Source organism: Mesorhizobium sp. B1-1-8 (genome assembly GCF_006442795.2).
Lineage (GTDB): Bacteria > Pseudomonadota > Alphaproteobacteria > Rhizobiales > Rhizobiaceae > Mesorhizobium.
The window spans coordinates 4,784,842-4,809,207 of sequence record NZ_CP083956.1 but is presented as its reverse complement, the minus strand read 5'-3'; the positions used below and the strand labels follow the sequence as shown (position 1 = coordinate 4,809,207).

Here is a 24,366-nt window from a genome sequence, read left to right as displayed (position 1 = left end):
CGATGGCGGGCGGCGCGGTCCGCCGCCCTGCACAGCGATCGAATCAGAAGATCGCGTCGCCGAGCCGTTTGACCGGGCCGAGCAGGATCGAGCCGGTCGGCACGCCGTTATCGATCGGGATGGCCTTGCGCTCCGGCATGTCGGCCACCGGCGCGCCGATGTCGGCGGTCACCACGACAGGGGTCTTGTTCGGCACGCGGTCATAGAGATCGATAATGTCCTGGTTGATCAGCCGCACGCAGCCCGACGAAACCGACTTGCCGATCGACCACCATTCCGGCGAGCCGTGCAGGCGGTAGAGCGTGTCCTGATTGCCCTGGAAGAGATAGAGCGCGCGTGCGCCGAGCGGGTTCTTCAGCCCGCCCGGCATGCCGCCATTGTCGGCGCTGTAGGGCTTCAACTCCGGCTGGCGGGCGATCATCTCGTCCGGCGGCGTCCATTTCGGCCACTTCTGCTTCCACTGCACGACCGCATCGCCGGACCATTCGAAGCCGGCGCGGCCGAGACCGACGCCGTAGCGGATCGCCTGGCCGCCTTCGCGCACCAGATAGAGGAAGTGGTTGGTGGTATCGACGACGATGGTGCCAGGGCGCTGCCCGGTCGGATCGGGAACGATCTGGCGCAGATACCTGTGGTCGATCTTGTTGACCGGGATGGCGGGCAGCTCGAAGCCGTTGTCGGACATCGCCCCATATATCGTCTCATAGTCGCCGAGCGGGGGCTCCACATAGGCCGGCGGTGGCGGCTGGACGGGACCTGGACCGGTGGTGGCGCAGGCGGAAACCGCGACTGAGGCGGCGCCAAGGGCGGTGAAATTGAGGAAGGCCCGGCGGCTGAGGCGGAAAGATTCGGTCTCGTCGGTGGACATGGTTGCCTTTTCTGGGTCGCAATTCGCAGGAAAGCATGAATCCGCCGGGCGGCCTCCGGCAGCTGCAATAACAGTCGGCGGCGATAGGCGGTTCCAATTCTGGCCTCAGGGTGGACAAACAAAGGCGAAGCTGTGACCGCCATGCCTCTGTTGCGCCGCAGCAACATGCGGTTCAGGCGCCGGCCAGCAGGCCCTCGAGCGAGGGCAGAATCAACCCCGGCGCGAAATCCCGGTATTCGTCCGGCTGGTTGGTCCGGTTGATCCAGACGGTGCGGAATCCGAATTTGGCCGCACCCGCAATGTCCCAGCGATTGGAGGACTGGAACGACACCGCGCCCGGATAGAGCCGCCAGGAAGTGACCACCATGTCATAGACCGACGGCTCGGTCTTGAAGCGCTTGACCTGATCGACCGAAAAGATGTCGTCGAGGATCTGGTCGAGCGCGGCCGATTTGACCGCCGCGTCCAGCATTGCCGGAGAGCCGTTGGAGAGGATCGCGAGCTTTGCCCCCGATGCCTTGAGCGCCTTCAACACCGCCGGCACTTCCGGGTAGCAGTCCAGCCGCCAATAGGCCTCCAGCAGCGTGGCCTTCAGCGTGGGGTCGGCCGAAGGCACTTTGCTGAAGGCGAAATCCAGCGCCTGCTCGGTCAACTGCCAGAAATCGGCATAGGCGCCCATCAGCGTCCTGACCCAGGAATATTCGAGCTGCTTGGCGCGCCAGATGTCGGAGAGCAGCTGGCCGTCCGGGCCGATCTCGCCGGCATGGCGGCGCACGGCGGCATGCACGTCGAACAACGTGCCATAGGCGTCGAAGACATAGGCCGCGTGGTGCATGTCAAGAGTTTTGCGGCGCGGCGGCGCGCTACGCAAGTGCTGATTGCGCTCAAGTGCCTCTGGCCTCAACGAATTTCGCCGATGTCGGTTGACGCCGGCGGCCAAAGCATCGTCCTATGGCGGCCGGAAATCAGCCACACGGACACCAACGATGACACTGGCGGCTGCGGCGCAATCCGCGACATGGACCTATGTGGACGGCGACTGGTACGAGGGCAATGTCGCCATCCTCGGACCGCGCAGCCATGCGATGTGGCTGGGCACCAGCGTCTTTGACGGCGCCCGCTGGTTCGAAGGCGTCGCGCCCGACCTCGACCGCCACGCCGCGCGCGTCAACGCCTCGGCGATCGCGCTCGGGCTGAAGCCGTCCATGACCACCGACAAGATCGTCGGCCTGACCTGGGATGGTCTGAAGAAATTCGACGGCCAGACCGCCGTCTACATCAGGCCGATGTACTGGGCCGAGCATGGCGGCTACATGGGCGTGCCGGCCGACCCGGCCTCGACCCGCTTCTGCCTCTGCCTCTATGAATCGCCGATGATCTCGCCTTCCGGCTTCTCGATCACCGTCTCGCCATTCCGGCGGCCGACCATCGAGACCATGCCGACCAACGCCAAGGCGGGCTGCCTCTATCCCAACAATGGCCGCGCCATCCTCGAGGCCAAGATGCGCGGCTTCGACAATGCGCTGGTGCTCGACATGCTGGGCAATGTCGCCGAGACCGGCACCTCCAACATTTTCCTGGTCAAGGACGGCCATGTGCTGACGCCGGCGCCGAACGGCACGTTCCTGTCCGGCATCACTCGCTCGCGCACCATCAATTTGCTCGGCGATTACGGCTTCAAGACCACGGAGAAGGCGTTGTCGATCCGCGATTTCCTCGAAGCCGACGAGATCTTCTCGACCGGAAACCATTCCAAGGTCGTGCCGATCACCCGCATCGAGGACCGTAACCTGCAGCCCGGGCCGGTGGCCAAGAAGGCGCGCGAACTCTATTGGGATTGGGCGCATTCGACTTCCGCCGCCTGAGCGGCTAAAAAGGCGATCGGCGTTCCATTCCGGAGTTGCCCCAATCCATTCCAGACCTATGTTAGTCCGGTAGTTTCACCGGACTTTTCCACGAGGGAGTACCATCCATGGCTTTCGAGTTGCCCGCTTTGCCTTACGACTACGAGGCGCTGCAGCCTTACATGTCGAAGGAAACGCTGGAATACCACCACGACAAGCACCACAAGGCCTATGTCGACAACGGCAACAAGCTCGCCGCGGAGGCTGGAATGGGCGACCTGTCGGTCGAAGAGGTCGTGAAGCAGTCCTTCGGCAAGAATGCCGGGCTCTTCAACAACGCTGGCCAGCACTACAACCATATCCACTTCTGGCAGTGGATGAAGAAGGGCGGCGGCGGCAACAAGCTGCCAGGCGTGCTGCAGAAGGCCGTAGACAGCGATCTTGGCGGCTACGACAAGTTCAAGGCGGACTTCATCGCCGCCGGCACCACCCAGTTCGGCTCCGGCTGGGCCTGGCTCTCGGTCAAGGATGGCAAGCTGGCAATCTCCAAGACCCCGAATGGCGAGAACCCGCTGGTCCATGGCGGCGCGCCGATCCTCGGCGTCGACGTGTGGGAGCACTCCTATTACATCGACTACCGCAACGCGCGGCCGAAATATCTCGAAGCCTTCGTCGACAGCCTCATCAACTGGGACCATGTCCTCGAAATGTACGAAAAGGCCAGCGCATGACCCCGAACCGAAGGTCAGCGCAGCAAAAATCGGAAACAATTTTCGGAAAGGATCATGCGCGAAACCAAAGCGTTGCAGCGTCCTTCGCGCGCCTGAAAAGGCGCGCGGCGCTGTAATGGCCTGATCGATCCCTGAAAAGCCCCGGCGCACCGGGGCTTTCTTTTTGATCAAAGAGGATTCACCGCCCAGGCCGGCAAAAACGCCGGGAATAATCCCGCCGCCACGTCCGTTAGCATTTCGTCGCGAACTCTCTTCATCATGGAGCCAATTGAATGAGAAAGCTTGTCATCGCCATCTCTATGCTCGCCTTTGCCGGTACGATGGCGGCAGCCGATCCGCTACAGGATCGCCAGGCCCTGATGAAGGAACGCGGCAAGCTCGCCGGCCAGGTGTCGAAAATCGTCAAGGGCGACGAGCCTTTCGACGCCGCCGCGGTGCTGACGACCCTGCAGGCGCTGCAGGCAAATGCCGAGAAGTTCGATGCCGAGACGCTGTTCCCGGCCGGCACCGACCAGGGCAAAACGACGGCCTCGCCCAAGATCTGGGAAGACATGGCCGGCTTTAAGGCGGCCGGAGACAAGTACCTCGCCGACGTCAGGGCCGCGGTCGCGGCCCCTCCGGCCGATGTCGACGCATTGAAGACGCAGCTCAACACGATCGGCGGCGACTGCGGCACCTGTCATCAGACCTACAGGATCAAGAAGAGCTGATCGCCCGATATGTCCTGGCTGGGCAAGCTCGTCGGCGTCGTCATCGTGCTGGGCGGCGCCGGCGCAGCTGCCGGCTGGGTCGTGTCGGCCCCGGTCCGGCTTGATGCTGCGACCGTCGCGCAACTCGGCCCTGGCGACCCCGCCAGGGGCAAGCGCATCTTTTACGCCGGCGGCTGCACGTCGTGTCACGCCAAACCGGGATCACAGGGCGATGCCCGCTTGCAACTGACCGGCGGCCTGGAGCTCAAGACGCCGTTCGGCACTTTCGTGCCGCCCAACATCTCGCAGGACCCAAAGGACGGCATCGGCGCCTGGAGCGAAGAAGATTTCGCCAACGCCATGCTGAAGGGGGTCTCACCCTCCGGCGAGCACTTTTATCCGGCCTTTCCCTATGCCTCCTACACGCGCATGAAGCCGGCCGATATCGCCGACCTCTACGCCTTCATGAAGACATTGCCCCCGATCGCCGGCAAGGCGCCCGGCCACAGGCTCGGCTTCCCCTTCAACATTCGCCGCGGCATCGGCTTGTGGAAGCGGCTCTATCTCAGCCCCGAACCGGTGATCGCGCTGCCTGAAGGCACGCCGGCCAACGTGCTCGCCGGCCGCTATCTGGTCGAGGGGCCGGGCCACTGCGGCGAATGCCACACGCCGCGCGATTTCGCCGGCGGCGTCAAGAAGGCCGAGTGGCTGGCGGGCGCCGTGGCCGCCGAAGGCAAAGGCGTCGTGCCCAACATCACGCCCGGCGGGGCTCGCATCAACGGCTGGTCCGAGGCAGACATCGTCAACTATCTCGAAACCGGCTTCACGCCCGATTTCGATTCCGTCGGCGGCGCCATGGTCGACGTGCAGCGCAACATCGCCCAGCTGACGGCCGACGACCGCGCCGCGATCGCTGCCTATCTCAAGGCCGTCCCGCCGCATCCCAACGGGTATCCGGCGCGCAAGCCGGCAAGCTGAGATCGCGCTCATAGCGCATTAGTTGACTTTAATACTCATGTATAATAGGCGCTTCGGCCAGTTTCTCCGACAGCCCGAAGCTTGCCCATGCCCTCCATTGACCTTGTGTCCGAAATCGCCCGCGGCGAGCATCGCACCGCGCTTGTCTTTGCCGACGGGCGGACGCTCTTTTATGCGGAGCTCAACCGCCTGACGCTGCAGTTCGCCTCGCGGCTGGGACAAGCGGAAAAGCAGCTCGTGGCCGTCTCAGCCGAATCGTCCGAGCATGCGGTCGTCGCTTATCTCGCGTCTCTGCGGGCCGGGCATGCGGTGGCCATGCTGCCGCCTTGCGATGAGAGGCTATGGGACGACTTTGTTGCGGCCTTCGAGCCAGATTTCACGTACCGCCCAACCGATGGCCGCTGGCGTCTCGTCAAGGGAACTCGGTCGGCAGGAAACGCAGAGCCACTCCATCCCGATCTCGCACTGCTGCTCATGACCTCAGGTAGCTCGGGCGCTGCCAAGGCGGTGCGGCTTTCCTACGACAATCTCAATGCCAATGCGCATTCGATTGCAAACTATCTCGAACTCTCCTCGGCCGACCGGGCGGCGTTGGTCCTGCCGCTACACTATTCCTACGGGCTGTCGGTTCTCAATTCGCATCTGATTGCCGGCGGCAGCGTCCTGTTTCCCGGTGTCTCGGTCATGAGCGGCGATTTCCCGGGGACAATCGCCGATGCCGGCTGCACGAATCTTTCCGGCGTGCCGTATTCCTACGAACTCCTCGAGCGGGCGCGCTTCCGTGCCGCCGATCTGAAGGCGCTGCGCATGATGACGGTGGCCGGCGGACAGCTCAGCCCCGACCTCATCCGCCTTTATCGGGACCACATGCTCGCCAGGGGTGGCCGCTTCTTCGTCATGTATGGCCAGACCGAGGCTACGGCGCGCATCGCCTTCGTTCCACCGGAAAGCCTTTCTGACAGGGAGGAGCGGATCGGCCTGCCCATCCCCGGGGGCAGTCTGATCCTCATCGATGATGAAGGAAAGGCGATCTGGCAGCCGGGCACGCCTGGTGAACTCGTCTATCGCGGCCCGAACGTGATGATGGGTTACGGCGCGCGGCGCTGCGACCTCGCGCGAGGTGCCGAACTCAAGGCGCTCAATACCGGCGACATCGCGATACGCGACGACCAGGGTTTCTTCCGCATCGTCGGGCGCAAGAGCCGCTTCGCCAAGATTGCAGGTCTCAGGATCGGCTTCGATATTATGGAGCAGGCGCTGAACCGGGCAGGCGTCGCCGCCGCGGTGCTGGGGGACGATCGCGGGTTGTATGTCTTCGTGACCGATGCTGGCGCAACGGCAAGGGCGCATAGCATCCTCGCCGAGGCCAGCCGCCTCCCGGCCAATCTGATTTTCGTTACGGCGCGCGCGAGCTTGCCCAGGCTGGACTCGGGCAAGATCGACTATGCATGCCTGGACCAGGAGAGGCTGAAGAGGCCGACCGAGACCCGATCTGAGGCGGGTGGCGTGCTCGAAGCTTATGGTCGCGTCTTCTATCCGATCACAGTTGGCCGCAACGACAGCTTCGTCTCGCTCGGCGGGGATTCCCTCCGCTATCTGCAACTGATCATGGAGTTAGAGCGGCTTGGCGTGGACCTGCCGGACGGCTGGGAGCACCTGAGGATCGCCGAACTTGGGGGCCGCCGTGGGCTGATGCCCGGCAAGCGCAATGAGGCCAGCGGATTCCCAACCGACTTGGTGCTGAGGGTAATGGCCATCCTGCTGGTGGTGGTACATCACGAGACGCTGTGGCCCATCCCCGGCGGATCGGGCGTAATGATGCTGCTCGTCGGCTTCAGTCTGGCACGCTTCCAGTCAACCCATTTCCTGAGCGGTCGGCTCCAACTAGCGCTGAGGCCTGTGATCGACGTCCTGATTCCCTATGTCCTCATCGTGGCCGCCTACGCGGTCGCCTGGCAGGCTATGCCTTGGGCTTCGATAACGCTTACCGGCAATTTCGGCTACGCCGAGCCCGAACGCCACGAGATGATTCCCTATCTTTACTGGTTCATCGAGGCCTATACGCAGACCGTTCTCGTCTTTTCTTTCATCTTCCTGGTGCCTGCCATGCGCAGGCTCGCACGGTTGCACAGCTTCGCCGTCTCCGTCGGCCTACTCGGGTTTGCCGTCGCTGCGCGCCTTGTGATCCCGCTGCTCGTCGACATCGGCAATCGCCAGATCTTTGCGATTTACTGGGTCTTTCACCTCGCCGCCTTCGGTTGGTGTGCGGGTTTTGCCGACAACGCTGCAAGAAGACTTGCTTTGACTGGGGTTGCCGCTGTGGTGCTGGGCTATCTCGCCTTCTGGGACTCGGTCCGGTTCGGGACCACGATCAAATATTTGTTGGTCTTCGCCGCGCTCCTTGCCCTTCTTTATGTGCCGCGCATTCGCCTTCCGGCGATGGTCGGGCGGGGAGTGGTGCTGATCGCAGCCTCGGCGTTTCCGATTTATCTGTTTCACCGCTTCGTTCCGGAGCTGTTGATGGCACCGCTCGTGGACACGCTACCGGCGCCGGTCTTTCATGTGCTGGCGATTGCCGGCGGGATCGGTGTGGGCATCATCGCCGGCAAGGCTCTGGCAGGCGTCCGTACCCTGCGTGGCAGATTTGGTATTGGGCGCCAGCCGGAATTGCGCTCTGCCTAGACTAAGCGTGTAACGGTTTTCCGTCCGGAATTGCGAAAAAAATCAAACGTTTAAGGCAGTTCGGCCTACCCGACGCTGAACTCTCTAAGGCGCGTCGCGATCTCCCTTACGGGTGGCGGTCACCGAGGAAATCGAAGCCATTTTCGAAGAAATGGTTGTAGTTGCAGGTCATTTCCTCGCCCGGCGCAATGTCGCGCAATGCATAGGCCTCCTCGGAGGAAGAGACGTCGCAGTTCGGGTCGTCGGCGTGGTTCATATAGCGCGCGTCATCGGCCTCGAAAACGATGAAGTTGGGATCGCGCCGGTCCGGATAGGCATAGCGGTCGAGGTACGACTTCACCGGACCGGTCTGGCTTTCATAGGTCTCGACGGGAATGCGCCGGTCGAACCGTGGGTCGAGCTTCCAGACCAGCGTGCCCTTGGCGATGCGGTGCTTCGCGAAGACGCCGATACCCTGGATCGGCGATTTGTCGAGATAGACGTCGACGAGCAGCATGAAGGACCCTTGCGGAATTCTATGACGAGCGGGCAAAGGCCGCGCCCAAGGACGGCGCACTGCCTAGCGCGCCATACTGGCGATTGCGAGAGAAAAATCAGGCCTTGCCCGTCACTTTCAGGGCATAGGCGTAGATATAGGCGATCTCCTCCAGCCTGGAGAATCGGCCGGAGGCGCCGGCATGGCCGGACTCCATGTTGATCTTGAACAGCACCGGATTGTCGCCGGCCTTGCGGTCGCGCAGCCGCGCCACCCATTTCGCCGGCTCCCAATAGGTGACGCGCGGATCGGTAAGCCCTGCCAACGCCAGGATCGGCGGATAGGCGAGCGCTGCGACATTGTCATAGGGCGAATACGCTCGGATCGTGTTGTAATCGTCGGCCGAGGCGACCGGATTGCCCCATTCCGGCCATTCCGGCGGCGTCAGCGGCAGGCTGGCGTCGAGCATGGTGGTCAGCACGTCGACGAACGGTACCTCGGCGACGATGCCGCCAAAACTCTCAGGCGCCATGTTGGCGACCGCGCCCATCAGCATGCCCCCTGCAGAGCCGCCTTGCGCGACGATGCGGTCGTGGCTTGTGTAGCGCTCGGACACCAGGTGGCGTGCGCAAGCGATGAAATCGGTAAACGTGTTCATCTTTCGCGCCCGCTTGCCATCGTCATACCAGCCATAGCCCTTGTCCTTGCCGCCGCGGATATGGGCGATGGCATAGACGAAGCCGCGGTCGACCAGCGACAGGCAGTTGGTGTTGAAGGCGGCGGGAACTGTAATGCCGTAAGATCCGTAGCCATAGAGCAGGCAAGGCGCCGAGCCGTCGAGCTGCGTGTCGCGATGATGCATCAGCGAGATCGGCACCAGTTCGCCGTCGGCGGCGGGCGCCATCAGCCGGCGCGTGACATAGTGCTCGGGATCGTGGCCGGAGGGCACTTCCTGCGTCTTCAGAAGCACGCGCTCGCGGGTGCGCATGTTGTAGTCGAAGACTTGCGCCGGCGTCGTCATCGACGAATAGGTAAAGCGCATCGTCTCGGTGTCGTATTCGTAGGAGCCGGAGAGACCGAGGGAGAACGCCTCCTCGTCGAAGGAGATGAAATGCTCCTGGCCGCTTGCGCGGTCGCGCACGACGATGCGCGGCAGGCCGTCCTTGCGCTCCAGCCTGACCAGATGGTGCTTGAAGCCGAGGACCGACAGGATCAGCCGGCCGGGCTCGTGGGGCACAAGTTCCTGCCAGTTGGCGCGCACCGGATTTTCGACCGGCGCCGTCATGATCTTGAAGTCCTTGGCCCCATCGGCATTGGTGAGGATGAAGAAGATATCGCCGCCTTCCTCGATATCGTATTGCAGGCCGGTTTCGCGCATCGCCACCAGCTTCGGTTCGGCGAATGGCTCGTCCGCCCGCAGCAACCGGTATTCGGAAGTCTCGTGATCGTTGATGCCGATCATGATCCACTCGTTGGAGCGGGTGCCGCCGACATCCATGAAGAAACCCGGATCGGTCTCCTCATAGATCAGCCGGTCGTTCTCCGCGCCGTCGCCGAGCGCGTGGAAGAATACTTTCGAGGGACGGTGGTTGTCGTCGAGGCGGGTGTAGAAGAAACCGTCGTCGCCGGCGTTCCACACACCGCCGCCGCCGGTGCTTGCAATCTCGTCCGCAAGCTCGCCGCCGCTGGCGAGGTCGCGGACGCGCAGCGTGTAGAATTCCGACCCCTTGTCGTCGAAAGCCCAGAGCAGCTTTTTGTGGTCGGCCGAATGATCGACGCCGCCGAGCCGGAAATAGGGTTTGCCTTCGGCCTCCGCGTCGCCGTCGAGCAGGATCTCGTCCGCCCCGCCGTCGCGCGGCGTGCGGAAATAGCGCGGCTGCTCGCCGCCCAGGCGGAAGGACGAGCCATAGGCGTAGGGACCGTCCCTCATCGGCACGGTGGAGTCGTCCTCCTTGATGCGCCCCTTCATCTCAGCGAATAGCTTGCTTCTGAGTCCGGTCGTGTCGGCCATCAGCGTCGCCTGATAGGCGTTCTCGGCTTCGAGATGGGCGCGGATGCGGCTGTCGAGCAGGGAAGGATCCCTGAACATCGCCTGCCAGTTATCAGCCCGCATCCAGGCATAGTCGTCGGTGCGGGTGAAGCCGTGATGCGTATCGAAGATCGGGTGCTTCTCGGGCTGCGGCGGGCTGGCGGTCGGGAAGGAAGGTCTGGTCATTACGTCTCGCTGTCGAATTGGCTTGAATGGCGAATGGACACACCGCTCAGCAGCGGTCCAAGGGGCGGGGTTCAAGTCTGCAGAAGCTAAGTTGAGGGGGAAAGACGAAGTCCTGTATTCTGGTTGCCGCGGCTCTTGCCGTCGCTGTGACTGTCTTGAGTTTTTCCGCCCAATCTCATGCAACCGCGTTTGCCGCCTGGCAAGTGGCCGGTGTGCCGTTCGGCGACACGCTCAACGCGCGCATCATGCCTTATTGATCGACGGCCTCAATGCTTCAATGTTCGGCAACCTGGGATATATGCCGGATTCCTTGTGCCGGTTGCATGGATGCGCAAGCATTGGTCAAGCATAAGCGTTCGACCTTGATGGTCGCCACGTCGTTAAAGCTTGCTTGACGCTGCGTCAGGCTACACTGGTCTGACCAGAAAAATCTCGCTAAGTTACACCCCACACGAATTTTTGAAGCTGAATCAGCAATGTTTGATGAATATCGCTCAATATAAGTCAATATGCGAATTGACTTACTTGCTTTCTAGCGGCATTAAGATAACGCGACGCGAATCGCAGGGGGCTTTTCCTGCGGGAAAATTCGCGCGATGCCCGATCCTAGAAAACGGGCGCAGTTAGAAACAATCTCGTTGGGGCCTGAACACAATGGATATCGCCGAAACACCTTCAAAAAACAGTGACGCGCTGATCGAGCTGACGGCCGATGTCGTCGCCGCTTATGTCAGCAACAACCCGGTGCCGGTCGGCGAGCTGCCGAACCTGATAGCCGATGTCCATGCCGCTCTCGGCCGCGTCGGCGGCACGACGGAGCAGCCTTCGGCCGAGAAGCAGAAGCCGGCCGTCAATCCGAAGCGGTCCGTCCATGACGACTACATCGTCTGTCTCGAGGACGGCAAGAAGTTCAAGTCGCTGAAGCGCCATTTGATGACCCACTACAACCTCACACCGGAAGAATACCGCGAGAAGTGGGGCCTGGACGCCAACTATCCGATGGTCGCCCCCAACTATGCCGCGGCCCGTTCGCAGCTCGCCAAAAAGATGGGCCTCGGCCGCAAGCGCAAGGGCCGCTGACCGCAGCCGCCCGGAATTCCGGAATTCGACGGCGCCTGCGGGCGCCGTTTTGCCTTTGAGGAAGATTTTGGCGGGCGCCGGAGCAATTCCAGAAAAACTGCGCAGCGGTTTTCCGGCCGGAATTGCGCAAAAACAATAGCGGAGATCAGGCGGTCTGCTTCAACGCCGCTTCCGCGTCGCGCTTGATGCGCTTGACCATCGAGCGAAGGCCGTTGGCGCGCTGCGGCGACAGATGCTCGTCGAGGCCGAGTTCCCTCAGCGTCGCTTCCGCATCGGTGTTCTGGATTTCGCTCGCTGGCCGGCCCGAAAACAGCGCCAGCATGATGGCGACGAGGCCGCGTACGATATGGGCGTCGGAATCGCCCCTGAAGTCGATCACCGGATCGGCACCCGGTCCCTGCTGGGTAGTCAGCCAGACCTGGCTGACACAGCCCGGCACCTTGTTGGCGGCGGTCCGTTCCTGTTCGGGGAACGGCGGCAACGCCTCGCCGAGCTCGATCACATAGCGGTAGCGGTCTTCCCACTCATCGAGCAGGGAAAAGTCGTCGCGGATCGTTCGGATCGAGGTCGTCATTACCCCGCATATAGTGGCCCGGCGCTGCCGCGTCACGGAAAAACAAAGACGCCGCGGACGTCGAGAGGTCGGACGGGTCCGCGGCGTTAGAGCAATTCCAGGAAAAGTGTGAAACGGTTGGGTTCGGCGACTTCGCCGTAACTCTCCGTCCGGGATCGCGCCAAACTAAAGAGCCAGGTGAGCGGCTGAAAAAGGACATCAGTTCTTCGCCGTCAGCGTCACCGGGATGTTGACCTTGGCCGGCAGCACGATGTCTTCGGCGACGCTGCCGGTGGTTTCAACCGATGTGTCGGCAATCTTCGTCTCCGGCGCGCCTGCCCGCTGGTCGTCCAGCATCGCGGCGGCGATCTTTGCGGTTTCCTTGGCTCGGACGGTGATGGTGTGCATGGCCGATTTGCCCGTCTCGCAGACATCGGGCTTGCGCTCGCATATGCCGGCGATGTCGCCGACCGCCTCGCGCGCCGCAAACAGCGCCTGGATCGGGCCGACGCTCTCGCGGCCATCCTCGTCGGAGCCGACGCCAAGCGGCAGCGCCAGCAGCACCAGCGAAAACCAGAAAGCCATCCTGATCAGAAAGCCCATCTCAATGCCTCTCGTCCGTGAGCGGATCATGCATCATCGGCATGACCTCTTTATGGGGGGATAATGGCACGGGCGCGCAAAGGACGGCTTGCGCAGAAGCCATGCATTTTCCTCAAATTTTAGGCAAATTCGAAACGACTGGTTTTGCAATCGATTTGTCTCAAATCTCACCAATTGCATTAACTTTATGATAACCATATATCTAGTTGATTATAAAGAGAAATTTATGGAAATAGACGAAGCGATCGGCCAACTTTGCAGGGCTCGGGTACCCCGTCGCGGCTAACGCTCCGTTTACCATGGCGGCAACTCGACGCGCTTTGTTGGTCCGGCGTCCCGATATTTGACGTGGGCAAGGCGTTCGCCGCGTTAGCCTTATCCATTCCTTAAACGCTGAATGCGAATTTCAAGCCAATTAAGAGTCACCTGCATGAGCAGGGCAGTTTCACGACCGGGTACGAGTGCGTTGAGTTCGATTTCGGCCAGATACGTTCAATTGCCTGGTGCGATGGCTGCCGGCTGCGAACGCATGGTTCACCCGACCATCACGGAGCCGGGCGAGCGCTTGCGCCAGCGCCGCTTCATCGGCGTCATGCTCGCTGCTCCCTTCCTTGCGGCGGGTGCGGCGGTGACTTTGGTCACGTCGAGCCTCGGCGCGGCCGTCACGGTCGCCGCGATCTTCGCCGCCTTCGGCCTGTGCTGGTTCGCCGCGCTTCTGGTGGCGGCCACCGGCCACATGGCGTTCGCCAGCCGGGCGGCGATCGCGATGGGCGGCCTCGCCCTTGCCGGCGCCATCACGTCGGCAGGCGGGCTTGCCTCGCCGGTCGCTCTTTTGGCGGTCGCGTTACCGGTCGAAGCGTGGTGGATCACCGGATCACGCCGCGCGGCCTTATCGGGAGTGCTTGCGGCACTCGCCGCCATTCTGCTGCAGCCCTTGGCCGGCCACCTCCCGCCGCTCGGCGCGACGGAGATCGCCACCTGGCACTGGCTGCTGCCGCTCGCCTGGGTGCTGACGCTGCTTCCGCGTGCGGCGGCTTTCAGCAATGCGGTCGACGCGCGGCCGGCGCAGCATGCCGGCGATCGCCTCGAGGATGTCATCGACGCCGTTATCCTGCGCGTCGCCCGCCAGGGCGAGGTGCTCGATGCCTCCGCCAAGTCACGCTCGATCCTCAAGCTGGCGCCGGAGCTGCTGTTCGGCACCGGCCTGTTCGACCGCATCCATCTTTCCGACCGCGTCGCCTACCTCACCGCGCTCGCCGACATGCGCGACGGGGTGCTGATGCGCCGGCTCGACCTGCGCATCCGGCTGCCGCGCGACGGCGGCACCGGCCAGTCCGCCGGCAATTTCCGGCCGTTCCGCCTGGAATTGATGCGCGGCGAGTTCGACCAGGACCTCTTCACCCTGATGCTACGCGAGAATGATGACGTTGCCGCATTGCGCGAGGAAGTCGCCGTCGCCAAAGAGGCAGCCGCCGCTGCCGAAGTGGCCAAGGGCCGCTTCCTGGCGGTGGTCAGCCACGAATTGCGCACGCCGCTCAATGCCATCATCGGCTTTTCCGACATGCTGCTGCATGAAATGTTCGGTGGCTTCAGCGATCCGCGCCAGAAGGAATATGTCGGTCTTGTCCGGGATTCCGGCCAGCATCTTCTGTCGGTCGTCACCTCGATCCTCGATGTTTCGCGCATCGAGGCAGGCGCCTATGCGACGGAGCCGGAGCCGTTCCGCTTCGTCGAGGCGGTTGACATGTGCCGCTCGATGATGCTGCCGCTGGCCCAGGCAAAGAGCATCGCGCTCGACGCGCAGGTCGCGCCGGATGCCGGCGAGATCAATGCCGACCGCCGCGCCGTGCAGCAGATCCTGATCAATCTCGTTTCCAATGCCGTGAAGTTCACCCCCGATGGCGGCAATGTGGTGATCGGCGCCAAGCGCGTCGGCTCGCGGCTGCATTTTTGGGTGAGCGACACCGGCATCGGCATCGCCGAGGAGGATTTCGCCAACCTCGGCAAGCCGTTCATGCAGATCCAGAGTGACTACACGCGCCGTTTCGAGGGAACCGGACTTGGCCTGTCGCTGGTCAAGGGCCTGGTGGCGCTGCACGAGGGCACGATGTCGATCGAAAGCGCGCCGGGCGAGGGCACCACGGTGACGATCAGCCTGCCGGTGAACGGGCCGAAGCGGCGCTCGGGCGCGCCCTCAGGCGTGCTGCCCATGCCCGCGGCTAAGCCGAAGGGGGATGCAAATGGGGAGAGAAATGGCGCGCTCCGCAAAACGGCCTAAGGTCGTCGAACCCGAGCGCGGGGTCCTTGGCGAAGGGGCGGTGGCCATCGGCCAGCTGATCTCGCGCAATCCGGTGCTGGTTGGCGGCTCGACCGCCTTCCTGGTGACGCTCTTCTACGTGTCCGCCAACGCGCTCTGGTACCAGCCTTTTCCGCACGCGGGCGCCTTCTTCGCCACCCGCAGCATCGAGAATTTTCCGCACGCCTCCAACGAGCCGGAGACCACCATCAACATCGTGCGCCAGGTGCCGCCGCCGCCGCCGGCCAAGCCCGACCCGGTCGTCCAGCAGGTGCAGGGCATTTTGAAAGATCTTAATTTCTATGACGGCACGGTTGACGGCATTTCCGGCCCCGCCACGCGCAAGGCCATCCAGGCCTACCAGATCAAGGTCGGGCTGACGGCATCCGGCGAGATTGACGGCACGCTGCTCGACCAGCTCGGCGCCAGGCAGACGACGGCGGCCATCCCGCATCCGATGCCGCGCCCGGTCGATGCCGCAACCGCAACCGCCGCGGCCGCCAAGCCGGCCGCGATCCCGGTCTCCGCCACGGCCAATGGCGCGACGCAGGCTCCGGACGCCCGCATCGTCAAGATCCAGGCCGGTCTCAAGGCCTTCGGCAATAACGACATGCAGCTCGACGGCATGGTCGGCGCCCGCACCAAGTCCGCGATTAAGGAATTCCAGGCGCTGTTCGGCCTGCCGGAGACCGGCGAGCCGGACGAGGCGGTCTACGTCAAGATGCGCGAGATCGGCCTGACGAACTGACAGGTACGCAGCCGTCGCAAGGCAACGCAATCGCTGAAGCCGATTTCAATAGTTGACATCTATTGCTATATTGCGGCGGTCCAGGCAGGAGGTCACCATGCCAAACTACGCCCTCAGCGAACACTACGAGAACTTCATCCGCAAGCAGCTCGAATCCGGCCGCTACAACAATGCCAGCGAAGTGGTCCGCGCGGGCCTGCGAATGCTGGAAGATTTCGAGGCGGAGCGGGAGAAGTGGCTGCGTGTCGAAATCCCATCCCGTCTTGCCGAGCTTCGGCAGGATCCAGCGAAGGGCATCCCGGCCGACAAGGTCTTTTCTGAACTGGAAACGCGTCATCGTGTGAAGTTGGCGAAAGCCAAGTGACGATGGGGCATGAGGTAATTTTCCATCCTCAGGCAAAGGCAGAGCTGGAGGAACTCTAGAGCACATCGCGGAGCGCGCCTCGCCCACAATCGCTTGGAATTTCGTTGCCGGTATTCGCGATCATTGCCAAAACCTCTCAACGTTTCCTGCGCGGGGCACCGAGCGGACCGAGATTATGCAGGGGTTGCGCATTGTCGGCTATCGCCGCGCTGTCAGCATCGCCTTTGCCGTCGAGAGCGAACGCGTGCTGATCTTGGGCATCTTTTATGGTGGGCGAAACATCACGCCGGAATTGTTAGGGGAGCGGTTATAAGGCCTGAGCCAATCCTGCAGGTACGGCGCCAAGCGGCGACAACCGTTCCTGTCACCGGCTCAGTGCTGTAAGGAACCGCGGATGTCGTCCGGAACCCTGTCATGCGCGTGACCACCGATTTGTGGGTATCGGCCCTGTTGCGCCGGGTGTTCGCCGCCGGCGGCTTTGCCGCCGTGGTCAAGCGCGGCGCGATCGAGGCAGGCGCCGTCTTCGTGCTGTCGCGCGGCCGGCTGGGGGAGGTTGCCCTCTACGGGCCGGCGCCGCAGACGAGCTACGATTCGGCAAAGCCCGACGAGCGCTTCTTCACTTTGCTCGGCTCCGGCGACGAAGGCGCCGCCTTCGATGCGCGCCTGGAGAAGGAAAAAAGATTCGATCCCGATATCTGGGTGGTCGAGATCGAGGCGGGTGCCGTTCCCGCCGAGGAGCTTCTATCCGTCAAGACTGAATGAGGCAGGATCAGGAAGCCTTCAGGCTGGCCTCGTCGCTGTTCGACGCCTGGCGGCGCTCGGAGCCCTCCGGCGCATTGCCGCGGATTGCCCGCGACAGCGTCTCGGCCTTCCAGGCACGCACCTTGTCCAGCGCCGCCTCGCGATTGAGCTGCTGGTAGCGGTCGAGGAACAGCCGGATCGCCTGCGGATGCGGGAACTCCGCGGGATAGACGGCGACCGCGATCAGGAACGCCCTGTCCTCGGTCAGATCGAGCGCCCTGAGCGCCGCAAGCAAGGCAGTGTAGCTCGACTGCCCGGTCACCGCACGGGCGGTTTGAAAGTCGATCTCCAGGGCATCTGAAAGGGCGGTCTGGAAGAAGGCGGCGTTCCCCGTCAGCGCGGTCTCGCGCAGCTTCACATAGGCCGATTGGCCGAGGAACGTATCAACGGCGGCGCCTTCACCGGCCGGGCGCATGATCGAGCGCAGCCGGTGCCGCGCATTTTCCGCTGCCCCGCCGGGAACCGGGCGCGCGGTGTCCCGAGTGGCAACCGGCTCCGGCTTCGCCGGCGCAGGTTTGGCGACGGTCTCCGGCGGCCGCGTCCTTACCAGGGTTGGCTTCTCCAGCGCGCGGACCAGGTCGGCAATCGTCGGGTTGAGCGCCTTGCGCCGCGCGATGGCGCGCGCATGCGGCAGGCCGTGACGACCGATCAAAGCGATGAGGTCGATGTCGCTCAGCGCGTTGGAGCGGGTGAGCAGGGGGGCCGCGATCTCGACCGGCTCCTCGGCCAGCCGCCGCACCAGCGCGGCCGGCGCGTATTCGCATTCGGAGAGCGCGGCGGCGACATAGCGACGGGATTCGACCGAGACGTCGTTGAACAGCGGCAGCGTCAGATCCTCGAGCTGGGCGATCTCGCGGCGCGAGGGGCGTGTCAGCGAGCAGAATGCCGACACGGCGGCGCGGAACAGCCTTTCGGCTTTTCCCGCTTCGGTCCGGATAGCGATTTGCCTGAAATCGGAAGAAGACACGGAAGATACGCCCGACACTCGACACGACCCTGGCCCGCGCAATCCAGCCGTGCCGGTTTGGCGTCTCCAGGGAACAAAGATCAACTTAGCGACGATCCGTTAGCGCTCCGTTAACCCTCTGCCCGCCTTAATCGACTTGGAGGCGTAGCGTTGTGCTCCGGGGCAACCGAGAGGAATGCGCGAACCATGGGCATGGTACTGTCTTTCGTGCCGCGACCGGCACCAGTCAATCGAGCAAGTCACGACACCGGCACGGCGTCGGCGGTCATTATTTTCCCCGGCGTTCGCTACGAGCAGAAGCCGCTGATCGGCGAGGCGCGTCCGGCGGACAAGCCGGTTTCGCCGCAACCGCCAGTCCCGCACCACTGATCGGCTTGGATTGTCAGTAGTCCTGTAGCTCGCAGGCACTCTGCTCGAGAAAGCGCGACACGGTCGGCTTCCAGCTCTCGTCCGGCACGAAGGCGCGGACGACGAAAATGCCTTCCTCGATCGGCGCTTCGACGAAGATCGCGCCCTGCAGATCCTCCGGAAGATCGCGCCGGACATCTATCATCTGCGCCGGCGTCAGCACCACGGCGTCGAGCTTTTCGCCGTTGGCGTTGTGGTCGTTGAAGGAATAGATGTTGTGGCCGTTGCGATCATAAACCGAGGCCGACCAGAACGGCACGTCGCCGGGCGCCCTGATCCGCACCAGCCCGTCGGCCAGGTCGAAGCGGCAGGCGGCGGCGTAGAACAGCGGGTCGACCGACTTCACCACCGGCGCGCCGCCGGCTTCGGCGTCCAGTCGCGCCATCTTGTAGAGATCGGAGGCCATCGCCAGCCGCGACCAGGCGTCGCGCTCGGAAAATTCCGGCACCAGGAACAGCACGACGATGTGCACGATGCCGGCGCCGAGCAGGCCGAGGATCAGGGCGTGCAGCAGGCTACGCATTGCAGCCCGCCTTCAGGATGCGCGGCAGCGTCACGTCGGAGAGGCCCGTGCTCGAGGCAATCGGCGTATCGTAGAAGGTGAGCACGAAATACATCTGGCCGAAGCCGTTGGTGAGCAGCCAGTTGCCGGGGGCAGGGCGATTGCCGACCGAAATGTCGACCGTATTGTCGGGCTGGCGCAGCACCTCGTAGGATTGCAGCGCGGCAGGCCTTGCCTTGCCGGTGTCGATGACGCCGAGCGACTGGTCGGCGGCATAAAGCGTCCAGAACCTGGCCGTCGGATAGCCGCCTTCGATCGTGTAGGCGCATTCCCGCTTCAGCGGCTCGCCCGCCTCGTCGCGCTCGGCCACGAAGGACAGGCCCTCGGCCCGGCCGAGCGCCAAAACACCCTCGCGCGCCACGCGCGCCTTCGAATAGGGATCGGCGGCCAGCATGCCCACTTCGGGAAACGCTGTCCATTGGCCGATGCGGATCGCGCCGACGCCATCCTGCGCGTTGAGCGCGTACCAGACGCTGCCGCCACCCAGCCCGATGGCCATGGCAAGCGACAGCAGCGTGAGGAAGGCATTCTTGAGCATGAGGGGCCGCAACAGAGGAGGTTGCTCGGGATATCGCGACGCGGGGCCATGTGGCAAGCCGGCTTGATTTGAGGCCGGTTAGAGCGCCGACAGCGTCTCCCGCGGGGCGGGCGCGTCGAGCACGTGTGCAGCCTCGAACAGCTTGGTCATTTCCCTCAGCGTCTGCGTGGTCCGGCTGGAAAGCACCGGCGGGCGCTCGGCCTCGGCTTGCGCAGCCGCCGCGTCAGCCTCCTTCTTCGCCGCCTCCTCGGCCTTGGCGGCGACTTCCGGATCGACCCACGGATGCTCGATGCCCGGGATCGGCTTCAGGTCGATGTTCTGGTGCGCGTAGACCATCAGCCGCTGCCAGACCATTGCCGGCAGCGTGCCGCCCGTCATTTTGTTGGTTGCCGTAAAGTCGTCGTTGCCGAGCCAGACGGCGGCCGTGTAATTGCCGGTGAAGCCGACGAACCAGGCGTCGCGATAGGACTGCGTCGTCCCGGTCTTGCCGGCGACGACGATATTGGGCAACTGCGCGCGTCTGGCCGTGCCGATCGCCGGCACCGCCGCCAGCATGGTGTTCATGTATTTCAGCGCCTGTTCCGACAGCACGCGGTGCGGAGGCGGCGCGTCCTTGGCCCAGTCATAGACCACCTCGCCGGTGCGCGTGACGAGCTGCGTGATGCCGTGGCGGGAGCCGACGAAGCCGTTCTGTGCAAACACGCTATATCCTGTCGCCTGGTCCATCACCGTCATGCCGGAGGTGCCGAGCACCATGGTCTTATGCGATTCCAGCGGCGATTCGACGCCCATCGATTCGGCCATCGCCTTGATCGGGCCGACGCCGAGATAATCCTTGGCGAGCCGCACCGGCACGGTATTGATCGATTTGGCGATCGCCGTGATCAGCGTCACGTTGCCGGCCGAGCCGCCATTGTAATTGTGCGGCGACCAGCTGCCCCAGCTGATCGGGCCGCCGGACACGACTGAATCCGGCGTGAAGCCGTGCTCCATCGCGGTGGCATAGACGTAAGGCTTGAACGAGGAGCCGGTCTGGCGCAGCGCCTTGGTGGCGCGGTTGAACTGGCTGGTGCCGTAGTCGCGGCCGCCGACGATGGCGCGCACCGCGCCATTGGTCTCGATCACCACCACCGCGCCTTCGGTGACGTTGTATTCCTTGCCGAACTGGCGCAGGTGGAACTCGACCGACTCCTCCGCCGCCTTCTGGATGTTGGCATCGAACGTGGTGTGCGCCACCAGCGAGTGCTGGCCGGGCTTGGCGATCTTCTTGACCTCGTCGAAGGCCCAGTCGAGGAAATAGTCCGGGCTCTTCTGCTCGCCGCGGTCGACGACATCGGCCGGATGCAGCCTCGCCTGCAGCACCTGGCCCTCGGTCATGAAGCCGGCGTCGACGAGGTTGGAAAGCACCACGTTGGCGCGGGCGCGCGCCGCCGGCAGGTTGATGTGCGGGGCGTATTTGGTCGGCGCCTTGAACAGGCCGGCAAGCATGGCCGCTTCGGCCAGGTTCAGGTCCTTGACGCTCTTGCCGAAGTAGAAATCCGCCGCCGCCTCGATGCCGAACGTGCCGCCGCCCATGTAGGCGCGGTCGAGATAGAGCTGCAGGATCTCCTTTTTGGAGAGGTTGGCCTCCAGCCACAACGACAGGAAGGCTTCCTTGATCTTGCGCTCGAGGGTGCGCTCGTTGGAAAGGAACAGGTTCTTGGCGAGCTGCTGGGTGATGCTGGAGCCGCCCTGCACGACCGAATTGGCCCGCACATTCTCGAAGATCGCGCGGGAGAGACCAAGAATATCAATGCCGTAATGGTCGAAGAAACGCCGGTCCTCGGTCGCCAGCACCGCCTTGATGACGTGGTCGGGCATCTCGTCGACCGGCACGGAATCGCGCTGGATGATGCCGCGCTGGCCGATCTCGTTGCCGTAGCGGTCGAGGAAGGTGACGGCGAAGTCGCCCTGGCCGCGCCAGTCGCTCGCGGTGATCTGGAAGGCGGGCATGGCAAGCGCGAGCAGCACGACGAAGCCGCCGGCGCCCATGGTGAAGCCTTCGCTCAGCACCTCGATGATGCTGCGGCGCCAGCCATGCAGCCGGAAACGACGCGAAAAGATGGTGGCGGCTTCCCAGAACTCGCGCGCCTTGAAGCTGATCTCGTAGAGCGAGGAATCGAGCCAAGCGTCGACGGCAAGCAGCGCGGAGGCGATCCGGCCTCTTCTCTTGCGTGGTTTCGAAGGACTTGCCATTCCAGATTTCCCGCCGAGCGTGCTTTCGCCCGAAACAGGATGCGGGCAGTTTCAGGGGGAGCACCCTGTCAAACTATTCGACCATTTTATCACTGCTCACAAGAGCAGCGAAGCCACAGCACAGCTTTGTTGATTGGAAGCGCACCGACCACCATTATGGTTCGGGGTGCTCTCGACCCCGTTCATCTGAACGGCCGGCGCCACGGGAGGCCGCTGTGGTGCTTGGGAACCGCACGTCCAGCATATGTTCGGCAGCATTCCATCTAGCCTCCTGGTATTGACGAAGGGCGAAGATGCTGACGGCGAACACCAACATGCCAATTCCGGTTGCCGCGACGATACCCGGGACTGCGACGGCTTTCGCCAGCACGCCGGTGAAAACACCTGCGATGACACTGGCGATGACGCTCACCATCCCCGCAGTGCTCATGAATGATTGCCAGTGCGAGGAATGAAGGGCTTTGCTGACGAGCAATGCCTCCTCGTCGTCGTGACGGGAGTGGATCAAGTATTTCTCCACGCCGGGAGCCGTCTCCACGAAATAATGCCGGATGCGAGCCATGCCACGTGCAAGGACCATGTCCTCGATTGCGACCTGGACCGCCCGAACGAAGGTGACGATGCCGATGAAATACAGGCAGGGAAGCAGGATCAGGCTGAAAAGAACGAATGGCTGGCCCATGCTCGTCACTTGAGCGACGAAGGCCAGCGCGACGGTGGCGCTGGAAACGGCGGTCAGGAAAAGGACGGCGCGCGAATTGGCCTCCTGGATGGTGGCCGACCGCGCCGTCTGCAACACGAAATGTTCGGTCGTGAGGCATTGCAGGGTTTGATCACTGGTCTTGCCCTCGTCCGTCGCCATTGGATGCCGTCAACTCGCTGCCTTGAAATGACTGCGTGTCTGTGATGCACCTTGAACTGAAACAATCTTCAATTGTTCCAAATGCATCCGATTCTTCGTAAGGCCGCGAGACGTGGGTCTCCGACCGCCGTCCGCTTGAACGAACAGATGGGAACTTCCGCGGCGTCGCGCTGGCGTTGGCGGACGACGATTTCGCCGGGGAAAGGGACGGCGCTGTCGGTGCATATTGTCGGCGTCGAGCGGCCGGCGCGCGTATTGCGGCCTCGCCCTACAACCCGCAAGGCAGGCGATGCGGCAATGAGGAGGTTGTGCCATGATTGATGAGGCCGCACGTGATCTTAGGCGCGAGCGTCGGCGCGGACGCGCCGGCGAGGCGGGCAGCGAATCGAGCCGCCGTCCAAATTATCGCTCGCTGAAGAACCCGTTCCTGCCGCAGCCGGTCTTTTCCGACGACCGGGTCGCCGCCATTCACGACACGGCGCTGCGGGTGCTGGAAGAGCTAGGCATCAAGGTGCTGCTGCCGCAGGCGCGCGCCATTCTTGCCAGGTCCGGCGCGCTGGTCGACGAGGACAGCCAGATGGTGCGCATCGGCCGCGATATGGTCGAGGCAGCCCTTGCCTCGGCGCCGCGCTCCATTCCCGCCTTCGGCGGCGACCGCTCTCGCGACCTGATGCTCGAACTCGGCTCGATGACCTTTCTGGCCGGCTCAGGCGCGCCGAACGTCACCGATCTCGAACGCGGCCGCAGGCCGGGCACGCTCGCCGCCTTCGAGCAACTGACCAAGCTGATCCAGCATTTCGACGTGCTGCATATGCTCGGCCCCTGCATCGAGCCGCAGGACGTCGACAATCGTGTCCGCCACTATGCGGTCAATCGGGCGCAGCTAACCCTGTCCGACAAGTTCCCCTTCATCTTCGCGCGCGGCACGCCGCAGGTCGAGGACGGCTTCGAGATGATCAGGCTGGCGCGCGGCCTTTCGCAGGATGAGTTCCGCACCGGCGCCTATTGTTATACCGTCATCAACACCAACTCGCCGCGCCAGCTCGACATCCCGATGGCGCAAGGCATCATCGACTTTGCCAAGGCCGGCCAGGTGCTGATCATCACGCCCTTCTGCCTGGCCGGCGCCATGGCGCCGATCACGGTGGCCGGCGCGCTGACGCTGCAGCATGCCGAGGCGCTGGCGGGCCTGACCCTCGCCCAGATCGTGCGTCCCGGCGCGCCGGTGGTCTATGGTTCCTTCTCTTCCAATGTCGACATGAAGTCCGGCGCGCCGGCTTTCGGCACGCCGGAGCACGTCAAGGCGACGCTTGGCGCCGGCCAGCTGGCGCGCTTCACCGGCCTGCCCTGGCGGTCCGGCGGCGGCAGCGCCGCCAACACATCCGATGCGCAGGCAGCGCATGAGACGCAGTTCGCGCTGTGGGGCTCGGTGCTTGCCGGCGCCACCGTCTGCATCCATGCCGCCGGCTGGCTGGAAGGCGGCTTGAGCGTCTCCTTCGAGAAGCTGATCACCGACATGGAAGCGCTGCAGACGATCGCCGAGCTTTGCGTGAGCACGCCGGGCGATGCCGAAGCCATCGGTTTCGAGGCCATCGCCGAGGTGCAACCCGGCGGGCATTTCTTCTCGGCCGGCCACACCATGGCCCGCTACCGCACCGCCTTTTACGAGCCGCTGGTCGCCGACTGGTCGAATTTCGGCAATTGGACGCAAGCCGGCTCGAAAAATGCCACCGAACGCGCCACCGGCATCTGGAAGCGTCTGCTCGCCGACTTCCAGCCGCCGCCTTCGGCCGCCGCCACCGCCGGCGTGCTCGACGCGTTCATCGCGCGGCGCACCGAAGAGGGCGGGGCCGCTCCGGTGTCGTAA

Annotated in this window: 24 protein-coding genes; 13 read left to right on the top strand and 11 right to left on the bottom strand. The window is 63.6% G+C overall.

Translation table 11 applies throughout. The features are described 5' to 3' along the window. Positions 1-43: 43 nt before the first annotated feature. A complete protein-coding gene (locus tag FJ974_RS23760) occupies positions 44-868 on the bottom strand; it encodes a L,D-transpeptidase (protein WP_140532665.1) in 825 nt (274 codons plus the stop codon). Between the two features lie 172 nt (positions 869-1,040). Further along, positions 1,041-1,703 carry a haloacid dehalogenase type II gene (locus tag FJ974_RS23755; protein WP_140532667.1) on the bottom strand — a complete coding sequence of 221 codons (663 nt, stop codon included), beginning with the start codon at positions 1,701-1,703 and terminating at the stop codon, positions 1,041-1,043. A gap of 151 nt (positions 1,704-1,854) precedes the next feature. On the opposite strand from FJ974_RS23755, the gene FJ974_RS23750 reads away from it, so the two are divergent. The 5 genes from FJ974_RS23750 (at position 1,855) to FJ974_RS23730 (ending at position 7,792) form a co-directional block, all read left to right on the top strand. After that, on the top strand, positions 1,855-2,733 hold the full coding sequence (locus FJ974_RS23750; protein ID WP_140532669.1) for a branched-chain amino acid aminotransferase: 879 nt from the start codon (positions 1,855-1,857) through the stop codon (positions 2,731-2,733). A 107-nt stretch (positions 2,734-2,840) separates the two neighbouring features. Continuing rightward, positions 2,841-3,443, top strand: a complete 603-nt coding sequence (locus FJ974_RS23745) for a superoxide dismutase (protein ID WP_140532671.1) — start codon at positions 2,841-2,843, stop codon at positions 3,441-3,443. 272 nt (positions 3,444-3,715) lie between these two features. Beyond that, the gene (locus FJ974_RS23740) at positions 3,716-4,153 is read left to right on the top strand and encodes a c-type cytochrome (protein WP_140532673.1); all 438 of its coding nucleotides are present in this window, start codon (positions 3,716-3,718) and stop codon (positions 4,151-4,153) included. Between the two features lie 9 nt (positions 4,154-4,162). After that, entirely contained in the window at positions 4,163-5,110 is a 948-nt protein-coding gene (locus FJ974_RS23735; protein WP_140532675.1) for a cytochrome c, read from the top strand. 87 nt (positions 5,111-5,197) lie between these two features. Further along, entirely contained in the window at positions 5,198-7,792 is a 2,595-nt protein-coding gene (locus FJ974_RS23730; RefSeq protein ID WP_140532677.1) for an AMP-binding protein, read from the top strand. Between the two features lie 106 nt (positions 7,793-7,898). On the opposite strand, the gene FJ974_RS23725 is transcribed toward FJ974_RS23730, so the two are convergent. Beyond that, the gene (locus FJ974_RS23725; protein WP_140532679.1) at positions 7,899-8,288 is read right to left on the bottom strand and encodes an SET domain-containing protein; all 390 of its coding nucleotides are present in this window, start codon (positions 8,286-8,288) and stop codon (positions 7,899-7,901) included. A 97-nt stretch (positions 8,289-8,385) separates the two neighbouring features. Beyond that, positions 8,386-10,482, bottom strand: a complete 2,097-nt coding sequence (locus tag FJ974_RS23720; protein ID WP_140532681.1) for a S9 family peptidase — start codon at positions 10,480-10,482, stop codon at positions 8,386-8,388. Positions 10,483-11,136: 654 nt separating this feature from the next. On the opposite strand from FJ974_RS23720, the gene FJ974_RS23715 reads away from it, so the two are divergent. Beyond that, positions 11,137-11,562, top strand: a complete 426-nt coding sequence (locus tag FJ974_RS23715; RefSeq protein WP_140532683.1) for a MucR family transcriptional regulator — start codon at positions 11,137-11,139, stop codon at positions 11,560-11,562. A 145-nt stretch (positions 11,563-11,707) separates the two neighbouring features. Here FJ974_RS23715 and FJ974_RS23710 read toward each other — a convergent pair whose 3' ends face one another. Then, positions 11,708-12,136, bottom strand: a complete 429-nt coding sequence (locus tag FJ974_RS23710; protein WP_140532685.1) for a SufE family protein — start codon at positions 12,134-12,136, stop codon at positions 11,708-11,710. 198 nt (positions 12,137-12,334) lie between these two features. Beyond that, on the bottom strand, positions 12,335-12,718 hold the full coding sequence (locus FJ974_RS23705) for a DUF5330 domain-containing protein (protein WP_140532687.1): 384 nt from the start codon (positions 12,716-12,718) through the stop codon (positions 12,335-12,337). Positions 12,719-13,247: 529 nt separating this feature from the next. On the opposite strand from FJ974_RS23705, the gene FJ974_RS23700 reads away from it, so the two are divergent. The 5 genes from FJ974_RS23700 (at position 13,248) to FJ974_RS23680 (ending at position 16,888) form a co-directional block, all read left to right on the top strand. Further along, complete coding sequence (locus FJ974_RS23700; protein WP_140532689.1) at positions 13,248-14,996, top strand: sensor histidine kinase; 1,749 nt, start codon at positions 13,248-13,250, stop codon at positions 14,994-14,996. Further along, the gene (locus FJ974_RS23695) at positions 14,971-15,762 is read left to right on the top strand and encodes a peptidoglycan-binding protein (protein WP_140532691.1); all 792 of its coding nucleotides are present in this window, start codon (positions 14,971-14,973) and stop codon (positions 15,760-15,762) included. Before FJ974_RS23700 ends, FJ974_RS23695 begins: the two co-directional genes overlap by 26 nt. Positions 15,763-15,859: 97 nt before the next feature. Next, positions 15,860-16,126 carry a type II toxin-antitoxin system ParD family antitoxin gene (locus FJ974_RS23690; protein WP_140532693.1) on the top strand — a complete coding sequence of 89 codons (267 nt, stop codon included), beginning with the start codon at positions 15,860-15,862 and terminating at the stop codon, positions 16,124-16,126. A 175-nt stretch (positions 16,127-16,301) separates the two neighbouring features. Next, positions 16,302-16,439, top strand: a complete 138-nt coding sequence (locus FJ974_RS30310) for a hypothetical protein (RefSeq protein WP_319023043.1) — start codon at positions 16,302-16,304, stop codon at positions 16,437-16,439. 101 nt (positions 16,440-16,540) lie between these two features. Beyond that, on the top strand, positions 16,541-16,888 hold the full coding sequence (locus tag FJ974_RS23680; protein ID WP_140532695.1) for a DUF1491 family protein: 348 nt from the start codon (positions 16,541-16,543) through the stop codon (positions 16,886-16,888). Positions 16,889-16,895: 7 nt separating this feature from the next. Here the strand turns inward: FJ974_RS23680 and FJ974_RS23675 are convergent, their stop codons facing one another. Next, positions 16,896-17,894, bottom strand: a complete 999-nt coding sequence (locus tag FJ974_RS23675) for a DUF2336 domain-containing protein (protein ID WP_140532697.1) — start codon at positions 17,892-17,894, stop codon at positions 16,896-16,898. Between the two features lie 186 nt (positions 17,895-18,080). On the opposite strand from FJ974_RS23675, the gene FJ974_RS23670 reads away from it, so the two are divergent. Beyond that, complete coding sequence (locus tag FJ974_RS23670; protein ID WP_140532699.1) at positions 18,081-18,263, top strand: hypothetical protein; 183 nt, start codon at positions 18,081-18,083, stop codon at positions 18,261-18,263. Positions 18,264-18,276: 13 nt separating this feature from the next. Here the strand turns inward: FJ974_RS23670 and FJ974_RS23665 are convergent, their stop codons facing one another. The 4 genes from FJ974_RS23665 to FJ974_RS23650 form a co-directional block, all read right to left on the bottom strand. Further along, positions 18,277-18,825 (bottom strand): DUF1254 domain-containing protein, encoded by a 549-nt coding sequence (locus tag FJ974_RS23665; RefSeq protein WP_140532701.1) that lies wholly within the window; start codon positions 18,823-18,825, stop codon positions 18,277-18,279. Continuing rightward, on the bottom strand, positions 18,818-19,402 hold the full coding sequence (locus FJ974_RS23660; RefSeq protein WP_140532703.1) for a DUF1214 domain-containing protein: 585 nt from the start codon (positions 19,400-19,402) through the stop codon (positions 18,818-18,820). The genes FJ974_RS23665 and FJ974_RS23660 overlap by 8 nt, the downstream gene beginning before the upstream one ends. Positions 19,403-19,480: 78 nt before the next feature. Beyond that, positions 19,481-21,637: a transglycosylase domain-containing protein gene (locus tag FJ974_RS23655; protein ID WP_140532705.1), complete on the bottom strand. Its 2,157-nt coding sequence runs from the start codon at positions 21,635-21,637 to the stop codon at positions 19,481-19,483. Positions 21,638-21,791: 154 nt separating this feature from the next. After that, positions 21,792-22,499, bottom strand: coding sequence for a hypothetical protein (locus FJ974_RS23650; RefSeq protein ID WP_181177076.1), 708 nt, complete (start codon positions 22,497-22,499; stop codon positions 21,792-21,794). A 313-nt stretch (positions 22,500-22,812) separates the two neighbouring features. On the opposite strand from FJ974_RS23650, the gene FJ974_RS23645 reads away from it, so the two are divergent. Next, positions 22,813-24,366: a trimethylamine methyltransferase family protein gene (locus FJ974_RS23645; RefSeq protein ID WP_140532707.1), complete on the top strand. Its 1,554-nt coding sequence runs from the start codon at positions 22,813-22,815 to the stop codon at positions 24,364-24,366.

What these genes read in the sequence shown, in the direction of transcription:
- FJ974_RS23700 (WP_140532689.1), top strand. Translation starts at nt 13,248, where the DNA reads ATGGTTCACCCGACCATCACGGAGCCGGGCGAGCGCTTGCGCCAGCGC.
- FJ974_RS23750 (WP_140532669.1), top strand. Translation starts at nt 1,855, where the DNA reads ATGACACTGGCGGCTGCGGCGCAATCCGCGACATGGACCTATGTGGAC.
- FJ974_RS23680 (WP_140532695.1), top strand. Translation starts at nt 16,541, where the DNA reads ATGCGCGTGACCACCGATTTGTGGGTATCGGCCCTGTTGCGCCGGGTG.
- FJ974_RS23745 (WP_140532671.1), top strand. Translation starts at nt 2,841, where the DNA reads ATGGCTTTCGAGTTGCCCGCTTTGCCTTACGACTACGAGGCGCTGCAG.
- FJ974_RS23660 (WP_140532703.1), bottom strand. Translation starts at nt 19,402, where the DNA reads ATGCTCAAGAATGCCTTCCTCACGCTGCTGTCGCTTGCCATGGCCATC.
- FJ974_RS23665 (WP_140532701.1), bottom strand. Translation starts at nt 18,825, where the DNA reads ATGCGTAGCCTGCTGCACGCCCTGATCCTCGGCCTGCTCGGCGCCGGC.
- FJ974_RS23740 (WP_140532673.1), top strand. Translation starts at nt 3,716, where the DNA reads ATGAGAAAGCTTGTCATCGCCATCTCTATGCTCGCCTTTGCCGGTACG.
- FJ974_RS23655 (WP_140532705.1), bottom strand. Translation starts at nt 21,637, where the DNA reads ATGGCAAGTCCTTCGAAACCACGCAAGAGAAGAGGCCGGATCGCCTCC.
- FJ974_RS23690 (WP_140532693.1), top strand. Translation starts at nt 15,860, where the DNA reads ATGCCAAACTACGCCCTCAGCGAACACTACGAGAACTTCATCCGCAAG.
- FJ974_RS23760 (WP_140532665.1), bottom strand. Translation starts at nt 868, where the DNA reads ATGTCCACCGACGAGACCGAATCTTTCCGCCTCAGCCGCCGGGCCTTC.
- FJ974_RS23755 (WP_140532667.1), bottom strand. Translation starts at nt 1,703, where the DNA reads ATGCACCACGCGGCCTATGTCTTCGACGCCTATGGCACGTTGTTCGAC.
- FJ974_RS23695 (WP_140532691.1), top strand. Translation starts at nt 14,971, where the DNA reads ATGGCGCGCTCCGCAAAACGGCCTAAGGTCGTCGAACCCGAGCGCGGG.
- FJ974_RS23720 (WP_140532681.1), bottom strand. Translation starts at nt 10,482, where the DNA reads ATGACCAGACCTTCCTTCCCGACCGCCAGCCCGCCGCAGCCCGAGAAG.
- FJ974_RS23725 (WP_140532679.1), bottom strand. Translation starts at nt 8,288, where the DNA reads ATGCTGCTCGTCGACGTCTATCTCGACAAATCGCCGATCCAGGGTATC.
- FJ974_RS23715 (WP_140532683.1), top strand. Translation starts at nt 11,137, where the DNA reads ATGGATATCGCCGAAACACCTTCAAAAAACAGTGACGCGCTGATCGAG.
- FJ974_RS23710 (WP_140532685.1), bottom strand. Translation starts at nt 12,136, where the DNA reads ATGACGACCTCGATCCGAACGATCCGCGACGACTTTTCCCTGCTCGAT.
- FJ974_RS23730 (WP_140532677.1), top strand. Translation starts at nt 5,198, where the DNA reads ATGCCCTCCATTGACCTTGTGTCCGAAATCGCCCGCGGCGAGCATCGC.
- FJ974_RS23705 (WP_140532687.1), bottom strand. Translation starts at nt 12,718, where the DNA reads ATGGGCTTTCTGATCAGGATGGCTTTCTGGTTTTCGCTGGTGCTGCTG.
- FJ974_RS23650 (WP_181177076.1), bottom strand. Translation starts at nt 22,499, where the DNA reads ATGGCGACGGACGAGGGCAAGACCAGTGATCAAACCCTGCAATGCCTC.
- FJ974_RS30310 (WP_319023043.1), top strand. Translation starts at nt 16,302, where the DNA reads ATGCAGGGGTTGCGCATTGTCGGCTATCGCCGCGCTGTCAGCATCGCC.
- FJ974_RS23645 (WP_140532707.1), top strand. Translation starts at nt 22,813, where the DNA reads ATGATTGATGAGGCCGCACGTGATCTTAGGCGCGAGCGTCGGCGCGGA.
- FJ974_RS23670 (WP_140532699.1), top strand. Translation starts at nt 18,081, where the DNA reads ATGGGCATGGTACTGTCTTTCGTGCCGCGACCGGCACCAGTCAATCGA.
- FJ974_RS23735 (WP_140532675.1), top strand. Translation starts at nt 4,163, where the DNA reads ATGTCCTGGCTGGGCAAGCTCGTCGGCGTCGTCATCGTGCTGGGCGGC.